Raw genomic sequence first — 22,132 nt, forward strand, 5'->3', positions numbered from 1 at the left:
ACGCAGATGGACAACGCGTTCGCTCCGGACCTCCCCGCCGACGACGGCATCGAACCGATCGCCATCGTCGGGCTGGCCGCGCGGCTGCCCGGCGCGGCCGACGTCCATGAGTTCTGGCGCAACCTGGTCGACGGCGTCGAGTCGGTCACCGAGCTGACCCGCGAGGAGCAGATCGCCCGCGGCGTCCCGGTGGAGGAGGTGGACGACCCGGGCTGGGTCAGTCGCTCCCCGCTGATCGACGGCTACGACGAGTTCGACGCCGGGCTGTTCGGGATGACCGCCCGCGAGGCCGAGGTCACCGACCCGCAGCACCGGCTGTTCCTGGAGACCTGCTACACCGCCCTGCAGGACGCCGGCTACGACCCGTCCCGCTACGAGGGGGCGGTCGGCGTGTACGCCGGCACCGGCGCCGCCTCGTACCTCAACCGCAACGTGCTGCGCAACAAGCGCGTCGGCGGCAACCCGCACAGCGCGGTCTCCATCGCCACCAGCAACTCGCCCAACTACGTGGCGACCAACGTGTCGTACCGGTTGGACCTGCGTGGGCCCAGCCTCACCGTGCACACCGCCTGCTCCACCTCGCTGGTCGCGTTCCACCTGGCCTGCGAGGCGCTGCGCAACGGCGAGTGCGACATGGCCCTGGCCGGCGGGGTCAACGTGGAGCTGCCGCACGCCGGCTACCTCGGCATGGACGGCTTCACCTCGCCCGACGGTCGGTGCCGCCCGTTCGACGCCAACGCGAACGGCACCGTCTGGGGCAGCGGCGTCGGCGTCACCCTGCTCAAGCGCCTCTCCGACGCGATCGCCGACGGCGACACCGTCCGCGCGGTGGTGCTCGGCAACGCCATCAACAACGACGGCGCCGGCAAGGTGGGCTTCACCGCCCCCAGCGTCGACGGGCAGATGGAGGCGGTCGCGCAGGCGGTCGGGATGGCCGGCATCGACCCGCGCACCATCAGCTACGTCGAGGCGCACGGCACCGGCACCGCGATGGGCGACCCGATCGAGGTGGCCGCCCTCTCCGCCGTCTACGCCGAGGAGACCGACGACCGGGGCTGGTGCGGGATCGGCTCGGTGAAGTCCAACATCGGCCACCTCAGCCAGCCCTCCGGCATCGTCAGCGTGATCAAGACGGTGCTGGCCATGGAGCACGGCCTGATCCCGCCCACCATCAACTACGAGACGCCGAACCCGGCGATCGACTTCGCCGACACCCCGTTCTACGTGGCGAACACCCTCACCAAGTGGGACACCGACGGCGGGCCGCGCCGGGCCGGGGTGAGCTCGTTCGGCATCGGCGGCACCAACGCGCACGTGGTGCTGGAGGAGGCGCCGGTGGCGCACCGGGCCGAGCGGCGGGTCCGCCCGGCCCACCTGCTCCAGCTCTCGGCGAAGACCGCCACCGCGCTGGACACCGCCGTGCAGCGGCTCGCCGACCACCTGGCCGGCGTCACCGACGGCGGCCCGGAGCTGCTCGCCGACGTGGCGTACACCCTGCGGTCGGGCCGCCAGGAGTACCCGCACCGGGCCGCGGTGGTCGCCACCGAGCTGACCGACGCGGTGACCGCGCTGCGTACCCCGCGCCGCCGGCAGGGCGGCGCCGTCGAGGGCCCCGCCCCGCGGGTCGGGTTCCTCTTCTCCGGCCAGGGCTCCCAGTACGCGGGCATGGGCGCCGAGCTGTACGCCGAGGAGCCGGTCTTCGCCGCCGCCGTGGACGAGTGCGCCGAGCTGCTCCGCGCCGACCTGGGCCTGGACATCCGCGACCTGATCCTGGGCCGTGACCCGGCGGCGGGGGAGAAGCTCACCGAGACCCGGTGGACCCAGCCGGCCCTCTTCGTGGTCGAGTACGCCCTCGCGACGCTCTGGCAGCGGTCCGGGGTACGCCCCGCCGCGATGATCGGCCACTCGATCGGCGAGTACGTGGCGGCCACCGTCGCCGGCGTGCTGGACCTGCCGGACGCGTTGCGGGTGGTCGCCGCCCGGGGCCGGCTGATGCAGTCCCTGCCCGCCGGGTCCATGCTGGCCGTCGCCCTGGACGAGTCGGTGGTCGCCCCTAAGCTGCCCGAGGGGCTCTCCATCGCCACCGTCAACGGCCCCGGCACCTGCGTGGTGGCCGGCGAGAGCGCCGCGGTCGCCGCGTTCGCCGAGAGCCTCGGCGGTAAGAACAAGAGCAAGGCGCTGCGCACCTCGCACGCCTTCCACTCGCCGATGATGGAGCCGATCCTCGCTGAGTTCACCGCGCTGATGGCCACCGTGCCGCTGCGCCCGCCGGCGATCCCCTTCCTGTCCAACGTGACCGGCACCTGGATCACCGACGCGCAGGCCACCGACCCGGCGTACTGGGCGGCGCACCTGCGCCAGCCGGTGCGCTTCGGCGCCTGCGTGGCCACCCTGCTGGCCGAGGGCACCTGGGCGCTGCTGGAGTGCGGCCCGGGGAAGCAGTTGGCGAACCTGGCCCGGATGCAGGTCGCCAAGGCCGCGCCGGCGCAGCGGGCGCTGACCCCGCTGGGCAGTCTGCCCGGCCCGGGCGACCCCACCGGCGACCTGGCCACCCTGCTCGCCAGCGCCGCCGCGCTCTGGTGCGCCGGCGTCGGCGTCCGGTTCGACGCCGACCCGGCGGCCCGGCGGGTGCCGCTGCCCACGTACCCCTTCGAGCGCCGCCGCTACTGGGTCGACCCGGACCCGGTGGAGGAGGCGGCGACCGCGCCGGTGGAGACCGGCCCGCGCCCGCTGCCGGAGTGGTTCGCCGTGCCCGTGTGGCGGCAGTCCGCCGCCGAGCCGCGGACCGCGCCGCTGGGCCGCTGCCTGGTCCTCGCCGACGGTCCGCGCGGCGACGCGCTGGTCGCGGCGCTGCGGGCGGCCGGCGACGAGCCGGTGGTGGTCCGCGCCGGCGACGGCTTCGCGGCTGTCGACGGCGGCTACCGGCTGCGCCCCGGCGTCCGGGAGGACCACGACGCGCTGGTCGCGGCGGTGACCGCCGACGGTCTGCCGGAGCGGCTGGTGCACGCCTTCGCCCTCGACTCCGCGCCGGCCGGCACCGACATCGCCGCCGGCTGGGCCGCCCAGGAGCGCGGCTTCCTCGACGCCCTGCACCTGGTGCAGGCGCTCGCCGGGGCCGGGCTGACCGCCGACGAGCGGCCCCTCACCCTGGACCTGGTCGCCTCCGGCATCGGTGACGTCACCGGCGCCGACCTGGTTCGCCCCGAGCACGCCACCCTCGCCGGTCTGGCCCGGGTGCTCCCGGTCGAGCTGCCCGGCCTGACCGTCCGGCTGGTCGACGCCGATCCCGCCGCCACCGGCGCGGCCCCCGTCGTCGCCGAGCTGCGCCGCCCGGTCGACCCGGAGCGCGCCGAGGTGGCGCTGCGCGGCACGCGCCGCTGGCTGATCGGGTACGAGCAGGTCACCGTGGACGCCGAGGGCGAACCGGGCGCGCTGCGCGACGGCGGCCGGTACCTGGTCACCGGTGGCGTCGGCGGCATCGGCATCACCCTGGCCGAGGACTTCGCCCGACGACACCGGGCGAAGCTGGTGCTGCTGTCCCGCTCCGGGCTGCCCGCCCGCGAGGAGTGGGACGAGCACCTCGCGGTGCACGGCGGCGCGGACCGGGCCGGCCGGGCCATCGCCGCGATCCGCCGGATGGAGGCCGCCGGGGCCGAGGTGCTGGTGCTCGCCGCCGACGTCACCGACCCGGCCGACCTGCGCCGGGTGCGGGCCGCCGCCGAGGCCGCGTACGGGGGGATCGACGGCATCGTGCACGCGGCCGGCCTGCCCGGCGGTGGCATGGCGGAGGTCAAGGAGCGCGCCGAAGCCGAGCGGGTGCTCGCGCCGAAGCTCGCCGGCACCCTGGCGCTGGCCCAGGTCTTCGGCGACCTGCCGCTGGACTTCGTGGTGCTCTGCTCCTCGATCACCGCAGTGATCGGCGGCTTCGGGCAGGTCGACTACTGCGCGGCCAACAACTTCCTCGACGCGTACGCCCGCTCCGGAGCCGGCTTCCGGGCGCCCGTCGTGTCGCAGAACTGGGGCGGCTGGGCCGAGGTGGGCATGGCGGTGGAGACCGACTCCCCGGCCGGGTTCCGGGCCGCGGGGCGGGACACCGTCACCAGCCCGGTGGCGCACCCGGTGCTCACCACGAAGGTGGTCGGGCCGGACGGGACCGTGCTGCACGGTCTGGTCTCCGCCAGCACCCACTGGCTGCTCGACGAGCACCGCATCGGCGGGGTGCCGGTGGTGCCGGGCACCGCCCACCTCGAGGCGGTCCGCGCCGCGGTGGTCGCCGCGCTGCCCGCCCCGACCGACGACGCCGCGGTGGAGCTGCGCGACGTGGTCTTCCTGGAGCCGTTCTCGGTGCCGGACGGCACGGTCGCCCAGTACCGGGTCGAGCTGACCGGAACCGACGACGGCGTCGACTTCGCCGTCCGCAGCCTCGCCGCCGGCCAGCTGCGCACCCACGTGCGGGGCGCGGCCGGCTGGACCACCGAGGCCGCGCCGCCGGCCGGGATCCCCACGGTCGCCGGCCGGCGGGTCGACGACGACGCCTCCTTCGGCCGGGGCCGCACCAGCATGCTCACCTTCGGGCCGCGCTGGGCGTCGCTGGCCGAGCACCGGCTCGGCGAGGGGGAGGAGCTGGCCCGGGTCGAGGCCCCCGCCGAGGCGGTCGGCGAACTGCCCGGGTGGGGGCTGCACCCGGCGCTGCTGGACGTGGCCACCGCCTTCGGTCGGGGCCAGGGCTCCGGCACCTACCTGCCGCTGTCATACGGCCGGATCGTGGTGCGCGGGCCGCTGCCGGCGGTGTTCCTCAGCCACCTGCGGCACCGCCCCGGCACCACCGACGAGGTGGTCGCCGCGGACCTGTCCCTGGTGGACGCCGACGGCCGGGAACTCGTCGCGATCGGCGACTTCGTGCTGCGCCGGGTCGACCAGGGCGCGGTGACCGGCGGGCTGGCCACCGCCGCCGCCCCGGCGGGGGAGGCGGCCGCGTCCGGCGCGCCCACCGAGGACATCCGCCCGGTGGACGGCGCGGAGGCGTTCCGGCGCAGCCTCACCGCCGGCCTCGGCGCCCAGGTCGTGATCGCCACCCGGACCGTGGCGGACATCCGCCGCCGCGCCGCCCGGGTGACCACCGACAGCCTGGCCGGCGACCAGGAGCCGACGGCCACCGCCCCGGCGGCGACCGGCGGCGGCTCGGCCGCCCCGCGCACCGAGCTGGAGGCCACCATCGCCGGGGTCTGGCGGGACGGGCTCGGGGTCGGCGAGGTCGGGGTGGACGACGACTTCTTCGCCCTCGGCGGCAACTCGCTGGTCGCCGTTCAGCTGATCGCCGCGATGCGCAAGGCGACCGGGGTGCGGCTGCCGATGCGCAGCCTCTTCGAGACCCCCACCGTGGCCGGCCTCGCCGCCCGCATCGAGGAACTACGCGCCGCCGCCCCCGCCGACGAACCGGCGACACCGGCCACCATCCCCGCCATCCCGCGGCTACCCCGCGGCTGACGGCCGAGAAACAGGAGTGACAGAGCAATGAGCGACACGATCGCCACCCTGCCGGTGGTCGTCGAGAACGACGGCACACCGCTGACCGAGCTGATCGACCGGCGGCGGGCCGACCTGCGCGCCACCCTGGCCGAGCACGGCGGGCTGCTCTTCCGCGGCTTCGACGTGGGCGGGGTGGACGGCTTCGACGCGGTGGTCCGGGCGCTCTCCGGCGAGCCGCTGACCTACACGGAACGGTCCTCGCCCCGGCACGCCATCAAGGGGAAGGTCTACACCTCCACCGACTACCCGCCGGACGAGGAGATCTTCCTGCACAACGAGAACTCGTACCAGGCGCGCTGGCCGCTGACGCTGTTCTTCTACTGCATCACCGCCCCGGACACCCTGGGCGCCACCCCGCTGGCCGACGTCCGTCGGGTCTACGCCGAGATCGACCCGGCGGTCCGGGAGGAGTTCGTCCGGCGGCGCTGGATGCTGGTGCGCAACTTCCACGCCGACTTCGGCGCCCGCTGGCAGGACGTGTTCGGCACCGACGACCGCGCCGAGGTCGAGGCGTACGCGGCGGCGAACCGGATCGCGGTGGAGTGGATCGGCCGGGACGGGCTGCGTACCCGGGCGGTCCGCGACGTGGTCCACCACCGGCCCGGCTCGGACGCCCCGCGCTGGTTCAACCACGCCACCTTCTTCCACCTGAGCACCCTGCCGAAGGACTACCAGGAGGGGCTGCTGGCCATGTTCGGCGCGGACGGGCTGCCGTCGAACACCTACTACGGCGACGGCGGCGAGATCCCGGCCGACGTCATGGACCACCTGCGGGCCGCGTACCGGGCGGCCAGCGTCCGCTTCGACTACCAGCGCGACGACGTGCTGGTGGTGGACAACATGACCGCCGCGCACGGCCGGGAGCCGTTCACCGGCCCCCGCCGGATCGCCGTCGCGATGGCCGAACCGCACACCCCCGAGACCGCTGGAGAGAAGTGATGGCCGAAGCCCGATTCCTGGTCGTGCGCAACGACGAGGAGCAGTACTCGATCTGGTCGGCCGACCGCGAGCTCCCCGCGGGGTGGCACGACGCCGGGTTCGCCGGCACCCGCGAGGAGTGCCTCGCCCACGTCGAGACCGTCTGGACGGACATGCGTCCCCGCTCGGTACGGGAGGTCGTCTCATGACCCGCGAGTGGACCTTCCCGGCCTCCTTCGCCCAGGAGCGGGTCTGGATGGCCAACCAGCTCGACCCCGCCTCGCCGGTCTACAACATCTCCGCCCCGTTCATCTTCCCCGCCGAGCTGGACACCGACGCCGCCGGCGGGGTGTTCCACCAGGTCGTCGCCCGGCACGAGGCGCTCCGTACCCACCTGCGGGTCGACGACGGCATGCTGGTCCAGGTGGTCCGGGAGCACGAGCCGGTCGACCTGCCCGTCCACGACCTGCGGGAGCTGCCCGCCGACGAGCGGATCGGCCGGTACGAGGCGCTCCGCGACGAGCTGGCCCGCACCCCGATCCCGCTGGACTCTCCGCCGCTGTGGCGGGCCCGGCTGATCCGCCTCGACGACGCCTGGACGCTGCTGTTCGTGGTGCACCACGCCGTGTTCGACAGCCACTCGGCGGTGCTGCTCCGCGCCGAGCTGACCGCGTTCAGCCGGGCCGCGGTGACCGGCGCGCCGGCCGCCGTGCCCGAGCTGCCCATCCAGTACGCGGACTTCGCCGTCTGGCAGCGCGGCCAGCTCACCGGCGCGGAACTGGACCGGCAGCTCGCCTTCTGGGCCGACCACCTGGCCGGCGCGCCGCCGGTCAGCGGGCTGCCGCTGGACCGGCCCCGCCCGGCGCAGCTCGGCTTCGCCGGCGACGAGGTCCGCTTCGACCTGCCCGCCGGGCTGCTCGACCGGGTCGGCCGGCTCGCCGCCGGCTCGTCGGCCACCCCGTACATGGTGCTGCTGGCCGGGTTCGCGGCGCTGCTGTCCCGGATCTCCGGCGACCCCGACGTGGTGGTGGGCGTCTCCACCGCGGGTCGGGACAGCGCCGAGCTGACCCCGCTGATCGGCATGTTCGTCAACCCGGTGGCGTTGCGCTGCGACGTGGGCGGCGATCCCACCTTCGCCGAGTTGGTGGGGCGGGTCCGCGACGGCCTGGTCGACGCGATGGAGCACGGGCAGACCCCGTTCCAGCGGATCGTCGAGGCGGTCGCCCCGGAGCGGGACCCGTCGGTGCAGCCGATCTTCCAGACCGCGCTCAACTTCATCCCCGACTCCGGCCTGGACCCCGCGGAGCTGGGCACCACCAAGGACGACCTGGCCTTCGACATCACCACCGGGGAGAGCCGGCTGGTCTACCGCACCGCGCTGTTCGACCGGGCCACCGCCGAGACGGTGGTCACCCGCTACGTCCGGCTGCTCGCCGCCGCCGTCGACGACCCGGCGTCACCGGTCTTTGCGCTGCCGCTGCTCGACGACGCGGAACGTGACCTGGTGCTGGGTTCCTGGAGCGGCGTGGGCACCAGCGGCCCGCTGCCGAGCGTGGTCGAGCAGATGCAGCGGCAGGCCGCCGCCACCCCGGCCGCACCCGCCCTGGTCTGCGACGGCGTCACCCTGACGTACGCCGAACTCAACGGCGCCGCCAACCGGCTGGCCCGGGTACTGGTGTCGCGCGGCGCCGGCCCGGAGTCGCGGGTGGCGCTGGCCCTGCCCCGCTCCTGCGAGCTGGTGGTGGCGATCCTGGCCGTGCTGAAGGCCGGCGCCGCCTACGTCCCGGTGGACACCGATTACCCGGCCGGGCGGATCGCCTACCTGCTCGCCGACGCCGCGCCGGCGCTGGTGCTCGCCGTGCCGCAGACCGCCGCGCTGGTCCCGGCCGGCGCGCTGGTGCTCGACGGTGAGGTCGGCGCGGACCGTTCCGAGGCCGACCTGACCGACGCCGACCGGGCCGCCCCGCTGCGCGCCGGGCACCCGGCGTACGTGCTCTACACCTCCGGCTCGACCGGCCGTCCGAAGGGCGTGGTGGTGGAGCACCGGGCGGTCGCGGCGTACCTGACCTGGGCGCGGGAGACGTACCCGGGGCTCGCCGGGACGGCGCTGCTGCACTCGCCGGTCTCCTTCGACCTCACCGTGACCGGCCTGCTCGGCCCGCTCACCGCCGGCGGCACCGTCCGGCTGGCCGCGATCGACTCCCCGGCCGCCCGGGTCGGCGGCCCGCCGGCCTTCCTCAAGGTCACCCCGAGCCACCTCCCGCTGCTCGACGCCGACCTGTCGCCCACCACCGACCTGGTGATCGGCGGCGAGGCGCTCACCGGCGAACAGGTGGCGCAGTGGCGGGCCGCGCACGCGGGCGTGGCGGTCGTCAACGAGTACGGCCCGACCGAGGCGGCCGTCGGCTGCGTGGCCGCCCGGATCGCGCCGGGGGAGCCGGTGGCCGCCGGGCCGGTGCCGATCGGCCGGCCCACCGCGGGCGCCCGGGCGTACCTGCTCGACGCCGCGCTCCAGCCGGTGCCGTCGGGCGTGGTCGGCGAGCTGTACATCGCCGGTGACCAGCTCGCCCGCGGCTATCTCGACCGGCCCGGCCGCACCGCGGAGCGCTTCCTGCCCTGCCCGTACGGCCCGCCCGGGCAGCGGATGTACCGCACCGGCGACCTGGCCCGCCGGCGCGCCGACGGCACCCTGGACTATCTGGGGCGCCGCGACGACCAGGTAAAGGTGCGCGGCATGCGCATCGAGCTGGGCGAGATCGAGGCGGTCATGCTGGCCCACCCCGAGGTCCGCGAGGCGGCGGTGGCCGTGCGCACCGAATCGGGGGAGCCCGCGCTGGTCGGCTACCTGGTCGGCACCGCCGACCCGACGGCGCTCGCCGCCGAGCTGGCCCGGGAGCTGCCCGTCCACCTGGTGCCGGCCGCGCTGGTGCCGCTGGACGCGCTGCCGCTGACCCCGAACGGCAAGCTGGACCGGGCGGCGCTGCCGGCCCCGCCGGACGCGGTAACGGCCGACGCCTACGTGCCGCCGCGCAGCGACGCGGAGACCCTGGTCGCCGAGGTGTACGCCGAGATCCTCCAGGTCGAGAAGGTCGGCGCGCTGGACGACTTCTTCGCCCTGGGCGGCAACTCGCTGCGCGGCATGCGGGCGATGGCCCGGATCCGCGCCGAGGTGGACGTCGACCTGCCGATGCGGGCGCTGTTCAGCAGCCCGGTGGTGGCCGACCTGGCCGCCGAGATCGAGCAGCGGATCGCCGCCGAGCTCGACGAGCTCTCCGACACCGAGGTCGCCGCGCTGCTGGCGGCGGAGAAGGACACTCCCGCATGACGGACCTGAAGGATCCCGCCCGCGACGCCGCCCGCGCCGCGCTGATCGCCCAGCGGCTGCGCAGACGGCAGGCCACCCCGGCCGCCCGCGTCACGCCCCGGCCCGAGGGCGCCGAGGTGCCGCTGTCGTACGCCCAGGAGCGGGTCTGGTTCATGGACCAGCTCGCTCCGGGCGAGGCGGCGTACCACATCGCCGTGCCGCTGCGGGTGCGCGGCCCGCTCGACGTCACGGCGCTGCGCGCGGCCCTGGCCGGGCTGACCGCCCGGCACGAGTCGCTGCGGACCCGCTTCCCCGCCGACGCCGACGGCCGGCCCACCGTGGTCGTCGCGGACGCCGTCGAGGTGCCGCTGACCATCGTGGACGCCCCGGACGCCGCCGCCGCGCAGGCGCTGGTGGACGCCGCCGCGGCGGAGCCGTTCGACCTGGCCACCGGCCCGCTGCTGCGCGCCCTGCTGATCCGGCTCGCCGACGACGACCACGTGCTCTTCCTCGGCAAGCACCACATCGTCGGCGACGGCTGGTCGGTGGACGTGCTGCTGCGCGACCTGATCACCCTCTACCGGGGCGGCCAGCCGCCCACCCTGCCGGTCCAGTACGGCGACTTCGCCGTCTGGGAGGGCCGGGAGCTCGACGGGCCGGCGGCCCGGGGCCACCTGGACTGGTGGAAGTCCCGGCTCGCCGGGATCACCCCGCTGGAGCTGCCGACCGACCTGCCCCGCCCGGCCACCCAGACCTACCGGGGCGACTTCGTCGAGTTCCAGTTGGACCCGGCGGAGACCGAGCGGCTCACCGCGCTCAGCCGGGCCGGCGGCGGCACCCTGTTCATGACGCTGCTCGCCGCGTACCAGGTGCTGCTGGCCCGGCACGCCGGCCAGGACGACTTCGCCGTCGGCGCCTCGGTGGCCGGCCGTTCCGCCCCGGAGCTGGAGGACGTGGTCGGCATGTTCATCAACATGCTGCCGCTCCGCGCCGAGCTGGCGGGCGATCCCACCTTCACCGAGCTGCTGGCGCGTACCCGGCGCAGCGTGCTGGACGGCTTCGAGCACGCCGAGGTGCCGTTCGCGAAGGTGGTCCACGAGCTGGGCCTGCCCCGCGACGTCAGCCGCTCGCCGGTGTTCCAGGCCATGTTCGTGCTGCAGAACTACGAGATGGGCCGGTTCACCGGGGTGTCCGGCGGCACCGACGTGACGTTCGAGTGGACGCCGATGGAGCTGCGGGCCACCCGGTTCGACTTCGAGCTGCACGCCGTGGAGACGCCGGACGGGCTCTGGGGCAAGCTGGTCTTCAACACCGACCTGTTCCGCCGGGACACCGTCGAGCGGATGGCCCGGCGCTGGTGCACCCTGCTGCGCGCGGTGCTCGCCGAGCCGGACGTCCCGGTCTCCGCGCTGGACCTGCTCCCCGCCGACGAGCGGGAGCTGCTGGCCGCCTGGAACGACACCGCCGCCGACTTCCCGACCGCCCAGACCCTGCACGGGCCGATCGAACAGCGGGCCGCCCGCACCCCCGACGCGGTGGCGGTCACCATCGACGGCCGGTCGGCGACCTACGCGGAGCTGAACGCCGCGGCGAACCGGATCGCGCACCGGCTCCGCGTGGCCGGCGTCGGCCCGGAGACCCTGGTCGGGGTCTGCGCCGAACGCTCGGTCGAGCTGGTCGCCGGGCTGCTCGGCGTGCTCAAGGCCGGCGGGGCGTACCTGCCGCTGGATCCGGAGTACCCGGCGGACCGGCTGGCGTTCATGGTGGAGGACGCTGCCGCGCCGGTGGTGCTGGTGCAGGAGCGCCTGCGCGACGTGCTGCCCGCGGTCGGCGCGACCGTGCTGGCGCTGGACGACGCGGCCCTCTGGGCCGACCAGCCGAGCACCGACCCGGCGCCGTCGGCCGGCCCCGAGCACCTCGCGTACGTCATCTACACCTCCGGCTCCACGGGCCGGCCCAAGGGGGTGCCGAACACCCACCGGGGCATCGTCAACCGGCTCGACTGGATGCAGAAGACCTACCGGCTCGGCTCCGACGACGCGGTGCTGCAGAAGACGCCGGCCAGCTTCGACGTGTCGGTGTGGGAGTTCTTCTGGCCGCTGCGGGAGGGCGCCCGGCTGGTGCTGGCGAAGCCCGGTGGGCACAAGGACGCCGGCTACCTGCGCGACCTGCTGGCCGCCGAGCGGATCACCACCGCCCACTTCGTCCCGTCGATGCTGACCGTCTTCCTGGCCGAGGAGGGGATCGGGGCGGCGACCGCGCTGCGCCGGGTGATCTGCTCCGGTGAGGAGCTGCCGTTGGCCACGGCGGTGGAGTTCACCGCCCGGCTGCCGCACTGCGCGCTGCACAACCTGTACGGCCCGACCGAGGCGGCCATCGACGTCAGCGCCTGGCACTGCGACCCGGCCGTGCTGCCCGGGCTGACCGGCGTGCCGATCGGCGCGCCGATCGCCAACCTGCGGTTGCACGTGCTCGACGAGCGGGGCGACCCCTGCCCGGTCGGGGTGGCCGGCGAGCTGCACATCGGCGGGGTCGGGCTGGCCCGCGGCTACCACCGCCGGCCGGCGCTGACCGCCGAGCGGTTCGTGCCGGACCCGTTCTCGGGCGAGCCGGGCAGGCGGCTCTACCGCACCGGCGACCTGGCCCGCTGGGTCATCGACCCGGCGGGCGGCGCCGTGCCGGCGGGGGCCGGCGGGCCGAGCCGGCCCGCCGGGGTGATCGAGTTCCTCGGCCGGATCGACCATCAGGTGAAGCTGCGCGGCCTGCGGATCGAGCTGGGCGAGATCGAGAGCGCCCTGCGCGAGCAGCCCGACGTGGCCGAGGCGGCGGTGGTCGTCCGGGAGGACACCCCGGGCGACAAGCGGCTCACCGCCTACCTGGTGGGGACGGCCGAGCACGCGGCGCTGAAGGCGGCGCTGAAGCAGACCCTGCCGGAGTACATGGTCCCGGCCGCGTTCGTCACCCTCGACGCGCTGCCGCTGACCCCCAACGGCAAGTTGGACCGCCGGGCGCTGCCCGCCCCGGTGGTCACCCGGGAGGCGTCGGTGGCGCTGGTCGCGCCGCGTGACGACACCGAGCGGCTGCTCGCCGGCATCTGGTCGGAGGTGCTGGGCGTGGCGACGCTCGGCATCGACGACGACTTCTTCGACCTGGGCGGGCACTCCATGCTCGCCACCCAGGTGGTGGCGAAGATCCGCAGGGCGGAGCACGGCGGCCGGGCGGTCGGCGTGATGGACCTGTTCCAGCAGCGGACCATCCGGGAGCTGGCCGCGTTCATGTCCGGCGACGCCGAGGCCGACGGGCCGCGCCGGCTGCTCTACGAGCTGACCGGGCCGATCCCGGCGGCGAAGCGGGTACTCACCTACGTCTGCGTCCCGTACGGCGGGGGCAGCGCCATTGTCTACCAGCCGCTCGCCGACGCGCTGCCCGACGGGTACGCGCTCTGGTCCCTGGCGATCCCCGGGCACGACGTCGGGCTCTCCGAGGACGGGCTGCCCTTCGACGAGCTGACCGGCCGGGTCGCCGAGGAGATCCTGGAGCGGATCGAGGGACCGGTCGCGCTCTACGGCCACTGCGGCGTGGGCAGCGCGATCGTCGCCGAGGTGGCCAGGAAGGTGGAGGCCACCGGACGGGAGCTGGAGGCGCTCTACATCGGGGCGATGTTCCCGTTCGCCCGCCCCAAGGGGGCGTTCGCGGCGATGCGCAACCGGCTGGAGCAGCTGCGCAGCAACCGGCACTACGCCAGCTGGCTGAAGTCGATGGGCGTGGACACCGACGAGCTGGAACCGGAGCAGGCCGACCGGATCATCAGCAACATGCGGGCCGACTCGCGGGCGTCGGAGGAGTACTTCACCGGCCTGCTCGACCGGGGCGCGGCGAAGCTGCGTACCCCGATCGTCTCGGTGGTCGGCTCCGAGGACCCGGTCACCGACTACCACACCGAGCGGTACGCGGAGTGGCAGTTCCTCAGCGACACCCTCGGCCTGGTGGTGCTCGACCAGGCCGGGCACTTCTTCCTCAAGTACCGCGCCGAGGAGCTGGCCGAGATCGTCACCCGGGTGCACCCGGCGGTGCGGGCCGGGGACGTCTCGGCGCTGACCGCCGACGCCCGCGGCGAGGACGCCGGCTGGGTGGTCGCCGACCACCAGCGGGTCGGCGTCGACGAGGTGCCGGGGAAGGCGGTGGTGAAGCCGAGCATGGGCCGGTTCGTCGCGATCACCGCGGGTCAGCTGGTCTCCAGCACCGGCTCGGCGCTGACCGCGTTCGCCCTGCCGATCTGGCTGTTCACCCGGACCGGCTCGGTGGCCGACCTGGGCCTGCTCTGGTCCCTGGCGCTGATCTGCGGCGTGCTGACCCTGCCGGTCGCGGGTGCGATCACCGACCGGGTGAGCCGGCGCGGGATCATGATGATCGCCAGCTCCGTCGCCGGGTCGATCCAGCTGGTCCTCGCGGCGCTGCTCTGGACGGACAACCTGGTCCTCTGGCACATCTACACCCTGGTGGCGTTGAGCCAGGTCGCCGGGTCGTTCCAGCGGATCGCGTTCCAGTCCGCGGTGCCGCAGCTGGTGCCGAAGCGCTACCTCGGCCACGCGATGGGCATCACCCAGCTCTCCACCGGCGTGGCGATGCTGCTCATGCCGGTCTTCGCCGCCGGCCTGCTCGCCGCGATCGAGCTCAAGGGCATCCTGCTCATCGACGTGGCGAGCTACCTGGTGGCGGTGGTGACCCTGGCCGTGGTCCGCTTCCCCGACCTGCTCGGCTGGCGGCCCCGGGAACGGCTGCTGGTGGCGATCGCCAACGGGATGCGCTACTCCTGGCAGCACCGGGGCTTCCGGCTGATGCTCGGCTACTTCGCGCTGGGCAACGTCTTCCTCGCCCCGGCGTTGGTGCTGACCACCCCGCTGGTGCTCTCCTTCGGCACGGCCACCCAGCTCGCCCAGGTGGCGCTGGCGGAGGCGCTCGGCGGGGTCGCCGGAGGCGTGCTGATGTCGGTCTGGGGCGGCCCGCGGCACCGGCGGATGATCGGCGTGCTGCTAGGCAACCTCGGCACCGCGATCGGCTGTGTGCTGATCGGCCTGGACGCCTCGGTGGCGATGATCTCCGTCGGCGTCTTCTGGCTGGCCATGGCGATGACCACCGCCCAGTCGATCTACGCGACGATCGTGCAGGTCAAGGTGCCGCAGCGGTTCCACGGCCGGGTGTTCAGCCTGAACCAGACCATCACCTGGTCGACCCTGCCGATCGGGTTCGCGCTGCTCGCCCCGGGCGCGACCGCGCTGTTCGAGCCGATACTCGCCCCCGGCGGGTCGCTCGCCGGGTCGGTGGGCGCGGTGCTCGGCACCGGTCCGGGCCGCGGCATCGGCTTCGCGTACGTCTGCTTCGGCGCCGCCCTGGTGCTGATCACCGTCGGCGGCTTTGCGATCCGGATGCTGCGCCGCTTCGACCTGGAGGTGCCGGACTCGCTCCCCGACGACCTGATCGGGGCCCAGGAGCGGCAGCGGCGGCTCGCGGAGCGGGCGGCGGTGGCGCAGGAGGAGCGGGAGGCGGTGCCGGTCTGACCTCGCCGCGGGCGGACCTCCGGCGTTCCGGAGGTCCGCCCGCGCGGTCAGAACCCTCCGGGCGGGTCGGCCCGGTCGCTCTCCGCGGGCTCCTCCGGCTCGGCCACCCAGGCCGAGAAGACCGGTACCCCGTGCCACGGCCCGGTGCCGCCGCCGCGCCGGTCGGTGGTCACCGCGACCACCGCGTACGGGTGGCCGAAGCGCAGCTCCGCGCTGCGTATCACGCCCTCCGGCGCCATGCTGACCAGGGCGAACGCCGCGGTGACGGCGGCCGCCTCGAAGCCGTACCGGCCGTAGCGGGCCATCGCCGCCTGGCGCGCCCGCACCTCCAGCTCCGCCTCGCCGAGCAGCCCGGCCAGCACCCGGGACACCACCGGGAAGCCCAGCGCCGGGGCGGTCAGGTCGTGCTCGTCGGTCGCCGACCAGCAGGGCAGCACGGCGGCGTGCCGCTCCTCCCGGCCGCCGGGCGCCCGGGTGGGCCGCCGCTCCTCCCGCAGCGACCAGAGCGGACCCTCGCCCAGCGGCAGGTCGAACAGCGACCGGCGCCCGGCGGGCTCGGCCTGCTCGTCGACCGCCGCCCCGGCCACCTCGTACGCGGCGGCGAGCACCCGGGCCGCCGGCAGCTCCGGATCGGCGATCACCGACACCACGACCAGGCCCGCCCCGTCGGCCTGCACCGCCGGCGCCGCGTGCACCGCGACGTCCCCGGCGGCGTCGGTGGCCGCGATCCAGGCCCGGTGCCCGCGTTCCGGGGTGCGCAGCGCCTGGCCCAGCCGCCCGGCCCAGGCGCCGCCCGCCCCCAGCGCCGTGGCCGGCACGAGGTCGAACGGGTCGGCCCAGGAGATCCGGGTGGCCAGGGCGCTGGCCAGCGCCAGCACCACCCGGGGCGACACGGTCAGCGGAAACCGTTCGATCAGCCCGAGGGTGTGTTCCCGCGCCCAGGCGTCCAGCGCCGCCTGGTCCGGCAGCGGCCCGGTCGCCGTCGCGTCAGGCAGCCCGGCCCGCCAGTCGGCCAGCGGGCCGGCGTCGTACCCGGGCCGGTGCCAGACCGCGCTGGCGGAGGGGACCAGCGGGTGCGGGTGGTCCAGCAGGGCGGCGGCCGTCGCGGCGGCGGTACCCGCGTCGGTGCCCAGCACGTCGTCGAGCTCCGCGCGGACCGGGCCGGTCGCCGCCGGCGCGGCCAGCGCCAACAGCAGCCAGGCGCCGAGCGGGGAGGCGACGTGGTGCCGGTCGCCGATGGCGGCGTGCAGCCGGGCCGCGTACCGGGCCAGCGGGGCGTACGGGGTCGTCGTCATGCCCCCCACTGTGCCCACCGCCGGCCCGCTCGGCATGTCAGGAGAAGAGTTCGAACGGCTCGTCGATCTCCTCGCCGGCCAGGAACGGGGTGAGCAGGCCGGGCAGCCGGCCCGGATAGAACCGATCCCGACTGGCCACCACCTCCTCGACCGGCCACCAGCGGAACCCGAAGTAGTCCTCCACCTCGTAGTCGAGGCGCTCGGCGCCGTCGACGTCCGGGCCGGGCACGTCGAGCCGTACCGTCAGCACCACCTCGTCCTGGACGTGGCGCCGCCAGCGGTGGATGAAGCTGGCCCGGCGTCGCCACCGGGGCGGGCCCAGCCGGTCGGCGGTGACCACGATGCCGGTCTCCTCGCGCAGCTCGCGCAGCGCCGTGTCGGCGTACGTCTCACCCGGGTCCATCCCGCCGCCGGGCAGTTCCCACCAGGTGCCCAGCCTGGGGTGGTCCGGGTCGCGGGTGTGGAACAGCAGCACCCTGCCGTCCCGGTCGCGCACCACCAGCCGCACGGCGGTGCGGACGACGACGGGCAGGTCGTCGGGGAGATCGTCGGGCAGCTCGGTCACCGGCCGATTCCACCACGCCCGGTGGCGTTCCGCCTCCCCGGTTCAGCGGGGCGTCGGGCCGCTCCTGACGCCAGCCCGTCGGGCGGTGGACAGGCACGCTCCGCCGCCACGAACCGTCCTGCGGGCAGCGCCGCCCCGCGATCATGCACCTTCTGCCGCAGCTTTGCGGCTTTCGCCCGACATGTCAGGGCCGAAAATGCAAGATCGCGGGGAGGTGCGGTGCCCGGCGGCGGGGCGTTAGGCTGCCCGGCGTGGCAGGTCTGTTGAGGAACGTGGCCGCCCGGCTCGGCCGGGTGACCGGTGGCGCCGGCGCGCAGCAGCGTACCGCCGGTCCGATCCCGGCCCAGGTGGCGCGGCGGCGGCAGGTCAGTGCCCTGCAACGCCGGGAGCTGGCGTACGCCCCCGAGCTGGACGGCCAGGCCGACCCGGGGGAGATCGTCTGGACCTGGGTGCCCTACGAGGACGACCCGAGGCAGGGCAAGGACCGGCCGGTGCTGGTGGTCGGCCGGCAGAGCCGGACGCTGTTCGGGCTGATGCTCTCCAGCCAGAGCGAGCGGGACGGCCAGCGGCACTGGCTGTCGCTCGGCCCGGGGGAGTGGGACCGGGACAGCCGGCCCAGCTGGGTGCGCCTCGACCGGGTCCTCACCATGCGGGAGGACAGCATCCGCCGGGAGGGCGCGGCGCTGGACCGGGGCCGCTTCGACCGGGTCGGTCAGGCGCTGCGCGCCGGCTACGGCTGGCGTTGACCGCCGCAACCGGGTCGCGTCACGTACCGGCCGGGTGGCATGGTGTGCCGGTGGACGAGGCGGGCAGGCAGGTGGCGGACTGGGTCGCCGATGACTTCGGCGTCGACCTCACCACCGTGGAACGGGTGGATCTCGGCGCGGACGAGTCGGCCGAGCTGTGGCGCGGGGTCGCCGACGACGGATCCCGCTGGGCGGTCAAGCTGAGCGGTGGCGGTACGCCGGCGGGGCTGGTCGCCTCGGCGTACCTCGCCGGCCGGGGCGTGCCGGGAATCGCCGCCCCGCTGGCCACCGACGACGGCGTGGCCTGGCGGATCCGCGGCGGGCGCCGACTGTCGGTGGTGCCGTGGGTCTCCGACCGGCGGGCCCTCGACGGCGGGATGGAGCCCGCCCACTGGCGCGCCTTCGGCGAGGTGCTGGCCGCGGTGCACGCCACCGAGGTCGGCGACGACCTGGCCCGGCTGCTGCCGGTCGAGGACCACGCCCACCGGCCGGTCGCCGCGGCCGTCCGCCGGACCGGGCAGCTGGTGGCCGGCCCCGCCGGCGCGGCCGACGAGGTGGCCCACGACGCCGCCCGCGAGTGGCGGGACGCGGCCGACCTGGTGGCGGCCCTGCTGGCCGAGGCGGACGTGCTCGGCGCCGAGCTGCGCGCCCGGGCGGTCGGCCCGGTGGTGTGCCACGGCGATCCGCACCTGGGCAATCTGATGCTCGGTGCCGGCGGGCGGGTCTGGTTGATCGACTGGGACGACGCGGTGCTCGCCCCACGGGAACGGGACCTGATGTTCGTCACCGTTGGCGTGCTGGCCTTCGCCCCGGTCACCCCGGTCGAGCGGGCCGCCTTCTTCGCCGGGTACGGCCCGGTCGACCCCGATCCGGTCCGGCTGGCCTACCACCTCACGGTGCGGGCGCTGGACGACTTCTCCAGCTGGGCGGCCCAGGCCCTCGACCCCGGCTACGACGACGCGGAGCGGGCCTTCGCGCTGCGGATCGTCCGGGGCCTGCGCTGCCCCGTCGGCCTGGTCACCCTCGCCGCGGCGGCGCTGCGCGACCTCGGTCGGCTCAACCCGTCCGCCGCGGGCTGACTCAGCACTCCGCCAGTCGGGTGGCGTGCAGCTGCCGCGTCGGGCGGCGCGCGCCGACCCCCTTGGCCCGGTACATCGCGGCGTCGGCCCGGCACAGCGCCTCGGCGAGCTGGGTCGCCCCGGTGACCGGGGCGAGGCCGACGGAGGCGGTGACCCGGACGCTCCGCCCGCCGAGCGGGATGGGCGCGGCCATCGCCTCGCAGAGCCGCCGGGTGGCGTGGTCGATCCAGCGCCGGTCGACCGAGGGGCTGCTGAGCAAACCGGCGAACTCGTCGCCGCCGAGCCGGGCGACCAGGTTGTCGCCGGCGAAGGCGGCGAACCGTTGGGCGACGCTGATCAGCACCTGGTCCCCGGCGGCGTGCCCGTAGCGGTCGTTGACCTGCTTGAAGTCGTTGAGGTCGAGCACCACGGCGATCAGCGGCGGCCCGCCCGGCTCGGTGAGCAAAGCGGCGGCCAGCCGGTGGAAGGCCCGCCGGTTGGGCAGCCCGGTGAGCGGATCGTGGCTCGCCGCGTGCCGTTCGGCGGCGAGCTCGGCCTGGAGCTGCTCGATCTCGGCCTCGGCGCGCAGGGCGCGCCGGCGCAGCTGCCACACGGAGACCAGGGTCCCCGCCGCGGAGATGCCGGATGCGACGGTCAACGGATCCGGCACGAGCCCTCCCTCGCGGCGTCGGCGCAGGACCGGGTGGTGTGCGGCCGTTGCGCCGCACCGACCCGTCGTTTTCCCAGGTGGCTGCCCGGGTGGGGTAACCCAAAGTGAACGGATGGGCACCGTGCACGTGCGTTATCATGCTCGCTGTCCGATGCAGATGCAATAGCAGATGCACGTGCAGAATGGCCCGGATCCGTTGTCGCGTGGCCCCTCCCGCCGCGGCACCGTCCACTCGCGACGCCGGCGCTCCTCACAGAAAGACGCCTCATGCAGCAGCCTCAGAACGGCGTGCCGACCACCCAGCTACCCCCGCTGCGGTGGCAGAAGAGCCGGCGGAGCAACCCCAGCGGCAACTGCGTCGAGCTGGCCCCGCTGCCCGGCGGGGCCGGCATCGCGGTGCGCAACTCGCGGCACCCCGAGGGCCCGGCCCTGATCTACACGGTGGACGAGATCGCGGCCTTCGTCCTCGGCGCCCGCGACGGCGACTTCGACCACCTCATCGACTGATCGTCGATCCCGTCCACGGGACCGATCGTCCGTCCGGAGGAGTTCATCTCACCGTCGGTTCATGGCATGCTTACTCGTCGGTCGGGCGGGGGCTTGGCGACCGATCTGACGCGCACGCGGAGGGGCGGCACGTGACGATGGTTTCCGCCGACGGCGGCCCGGCCACCGGGCCGACCGTGCTGCGCATGCTGCTCGGCGCCCAGCTGCGCCGGCTGCGGGAGGCCAGCGGAGTCTCCCGGGAGGGCGCCGGCTGGGAGATCCGGTCCTCCGAATCCAAGATCAGCCGGATGGAGCTGGGCCGGGTCGGTTTCAAGGAGCGTGACGTCGCCGACCTGCTGACCCTCTACGGCGTGACCGCCGCCGACGAGCGCACGGCGCTGCTCAAGCTCGCCCGGGACGCCAACAGCCCTGGCTGGTGGCACCGGTACGGCGACGTGCTGCCCAGCTGGTTCCAGTCCTACCTGGGGCTGGAGGCCGCGGCGGCGATGATCCGCAGCTACGAGGTGCAGTTCGTCCCCGGGCTGCTGCAGACCCCGGAGTACGCCCGGGCGGTCGTCCTGCTCGGGCACCGCGGCGCCTCGGCCCCGGAGATCGAGCGGCGGGTGGAGCTGCGCATGCAGCGCCAGCAGCTGCTCCACCGCGCCGACCCGCCGCAGCTCTGGGCGGTGGTGGACGAGGCCGCCCTGCGCCGGCCGATGGGTGGCCCGCAGGTGATGCGCGCGCAGCTCACCGCGTTGATCGAGGCCACCTCGAGCCCGCACGTGCGGGTGCAGGTCATCCCGTTCGACGCCGGTGGGCACGCCGCCGCGAGCGGCGCCTTCACCATCCTGCGGTTCGGCGACGACGACCTGCCGGACATCGTCTACATCGAACAGCTCACCAGCGCGATCTACCTCGACAAGCGCGAGGATCTGGACTACTACGCGGTCGCCATGGAACGGCTCTGCGTGGAGGCCGCGCCGCCGGAGCGTACGCCCGAGATCCTCACCCGGCTGCGCGATCAGCTCTACCCAGCGTGACGCCTCGCCCGGGGCGACCTCCGGGCCGCGGCTGGCCTTACCATGGTCGCGACCGGCGACAGTGGACGGACGTCATCTCGACCGATGGCGCAGAGTCATGGAGGCGACTGTGACCACCGAGGCCCCGGGCACCGCCCACCCGAGCGACCGGATCGACACCTCCGTCGCCCATCCGGCCCGCCGGTACAACTACTGGCTCGGCGGCAAGGACAACTTCCAGGCCGACCGGGACTCCGGCGACGCCATGGCCGCGGCGTTCCCGACCATCCGCACCTCCGCCCTGGAGAACCGGCGCTTCCTCCAGCGTGCGGTCGGCCATCTGGCCCGCGAGGCCGGCATCCGGCAGTTCCTCGACATCGGCACCGGCATCCCGACCGCGAACAACACCCACGAGGTGGCCCAGTCCGTGGCCCCGGAGTCACGGGTGGTCTACGTGGACAACGACCCGATCGTGCTGGCCCACGCGCGGGCGCTGCTGACCAGCTCGGACGAGGGCGCCACCGCATACATCGACGCCGACCTGCGCGACCCGGAGAAGATCCTCACCCACCCGGATCTGCGCGGCACCATCGACCTGTCGCAGCCGGTGGCCCTGATGCTGGTGGCCATCCTGCACTTCGTCCCGGACGGCGACGACCCGTACGCGGTGGTGGCCCGCCTGCTCGACGCGCTGCCACCGGGCAGCTACCTGGCCGCCTCGCACGCCACCCACGATTACCTGCCCCCGCAGCTGGCCGAGGAGGCCAAGGCGGCCGCCCGGGGCGGCGGCCCGCACGGCACGATCAACCTGCGCAGCCTGGCCGAGTTCACCCGTTTCTTCGACGGCTTGGAGCTGGTCGAGCCGGGGATCCGCTCGGTCGCCGAGTGGCGGGCCGAGGGCGAGCCGCAGCCGCGTCCGTCGGTGGTCGAGGTGAGCATGTACGGCGGGGTGGCCCGCAAGCCCTGACCCCGCCACGACGGCGG

Annotated in this window: 13 protein-coding genes; 10 read left to right on the top strand and 3 right to left on the bottom strand. The window is 74.9% G+C overall.

The window, feature by feature from the left end; all coding sequences use genetic code 11:
• Positions 1 to 6: 6 nt before the first annotated feature.
• From V6U81_RS16800 to V6U81_RS16820, 5 genes are read left to right on the top strand one after another with little or no spacing between them, the layout of a single operon-like run.
• Complete coding sequence (locus tag V6U81_RS16800; protein WP_334490426.1) at positions 7 to 5,487, top strand: type I polyketide synthase; 5,481 nt, start codon at positions 7 to 9, stop codon at positions 5,485 to 5,487.
• A 27-nt stretch (positions 5,488 to 5,514) separates the two neighbouring features.
• Positions 5,515 to 6,468, top strand: coding sequence for a TauD/TfdA family dioxygenase (locus V6U81_RS16805; RefSeq protein ID WP_334490428.1), 954 nt, complete (start codon positions 5,515 to 5,517; stop codon positions 6,466 to 6,468).
• Positions 6,468 to 6,656, top strand: a complete 189-nt coding sequence (locus tag V6U81_RS16810) for an MbtH family protein (RefSeq protein WP_334490430.1) — start codon at positions 6,468 to 6,470, stop codon at positions 6,654 to 6,656. Before V6U81_RS16805 ends, V6U81_RS16810 begins: the two co-directional genes overlap by 1 nt.
• Positions 6,653 to 9,772 (top strand): non-ribosomal peptide synthetase, encoded by a 3,120-nt coding sequence (locus tag V6U81_RS16815; RefSeq protein ID WP_334490433.1) that lies wholly within the window; start codon positions 6,653 to 6,655, stop codon positions 9,770 to 9,772. Before V6U81_RS16810 ends, V6U81_RS16815 begins: the two co-directional genes overlap by 4 nt.
• Complete coding sequence (locus V6U81_RS16820) at positions 9,769 to 15,309, top strand: non-ribosomal peptide synthetase/MFS transporter (protein ID WP_334490435.1); 5,541 nt, start codon at positions 9,769 to 9,771, stop codon at positions 15,307 to 15,309. The genes V6U81_RS16815 and V6U81_RS16820 overlap by 4 nt, the downstream gene beginning before the upstream one ends.
• 47 nt (positions 15,310 to 15,356) lie before the next feature.
• Here V6U81_RS16820 and V6U81_RS16825 read toward each other — a convergent pair whose 3' ends face one another.
• Entirely contained in the window at positions 15,357 to 16,604 is a 1,248-nt protein-coding gene (locus tag V6U81_RS16825; RefSeq protein ID WP_334490436.1) for a hypothetical protein, read from the bottom strand.
• A gap of 37 nt (positions 16,605 to 16,641) precedes the next feature.
• The gene (locus V6U81_RS16830) at positions 16,642 to 17,169 is read right to left on the bottom strand and encodes an NUDIX hydrolase (protein ID WP_334490437.1); all 528 of its coding nucleotides are present in this window, start codon (positions 17,167 to 17,169) and stop codon (positions 16,642 to 16,644) included.
• 251 nt (positions 17,170 to 17,420) lie between these two features.
• Here V6U81_RS16830 and V6U81_RS16835 point away from each other — a divergent pair, with 251 nt between their 5' ends.
• Together V6U81_RS16835 and V6U81_RS16840 are read left to right on the top strand one after the other, a co-directional pair.
• Positions 17,421 to 17,915, top strand: a complete 495-nt coding sequence (locus V6U81_RS16835) for a type II toxin-antitoxin system PemK/MazF family toxin (RefSeq protein WP_334490438.1) — start codon at positions 17,421 to 17,423, stop codon at positions 17,913 to 17,915.
• 50 nt (positions 17,916 to 17,965) lie between these two features.
• Positions 17,966 to 18,994 (top strand): phosphotransferase, encoded by a 1,029-nt coding sequence (locus tag V6U81_RS16840; RefSeq protein ID WP_334490439.1) that lies wholly within the window; start codon positions 17,966 to 17,968, stop codon positions 18,992 to 18,994.
• 1 nt (position 18,995) lies between these two features.
• Here the strand turns inward: V6U81_RS16840 and V6U81_RS16845 are convergent, their stop codons facing one another.
• Positions 18,996 to 19,643 carry a GGDEF domain-containing protein gene (locus tag V6U81_RS16845; protein ID WP_334490440.1) on the bottom strand — a complete coding sequence of 216 codons (648 nt, stop codon included), beginning with the start codon at positions 19,641 to 19,643 and terminating at the stop codon, positions 18,996 to 18,998.
• Between the two features lie 267 nt (positions 19,644 to 19,910).
• Between V6U81_RS16845 and V6U81_RS16850 the strand changes: the two genes are divergently transcribed.
• The 3 genes from V6U81_RS16850 to V6U81_RS16860 all read left to right on the top strand — a co-directional run bounded on the left by V6U81_RS16850 (position 19,911) and on the right by V6U81_RS16860 (position 22,115).
• Positions 19,911 to 20,150 carry a DUF397 domain-containing protein gene (locus V6U81_RS16850; RefSeq protein ID WP_334490441.1) on the top strand — a complete coding sequence of 80 codons (240 nt, stop codon included), beginning with the start codon at positions 19,911 to 19,913 and terminating at the stop codon, positions 20,148 to 20,150.
• A gap of 137 nt (positions 20,151 to 20,287) precedes the next feature.
• Positions 20,288 to 21,169: a helix-turn-helix domain-containing protein gene (locus V6U81_RS16855; RefSeq protein ID WP_420884038.1), complete on the top strand. Its 882-nt coding sequence runs from the start codon at positions 20,288 to 20,290 to the stop codon at positions 21,167 to 21,169.
• A 97-nt stretch (positions 21,170 to 21,266) separates the two neighbouring features.
• A complete protein-coding gene (locus V6U81_RS16860; RefSeq protein ID WP_334490445.1) occupies positions 21,267 to 22,115 on the top strand; it encodes an SAM-dependent methyltransferase in 849 nt (282 codons plus the stop codon).
• Positions 22,116 to 22,132 lie beyond the last annotated feature (17 nt).

Origin of the sequence: Micromonospora lacuserhaii, from assembly GCF_036902735.1 — a bacterium.
Taxonomy (GTDB): Bacteria; Actinomycetota; Actinomycetes; order Mycobacteriales; family Micromonosporaceae; genus Micromonospora.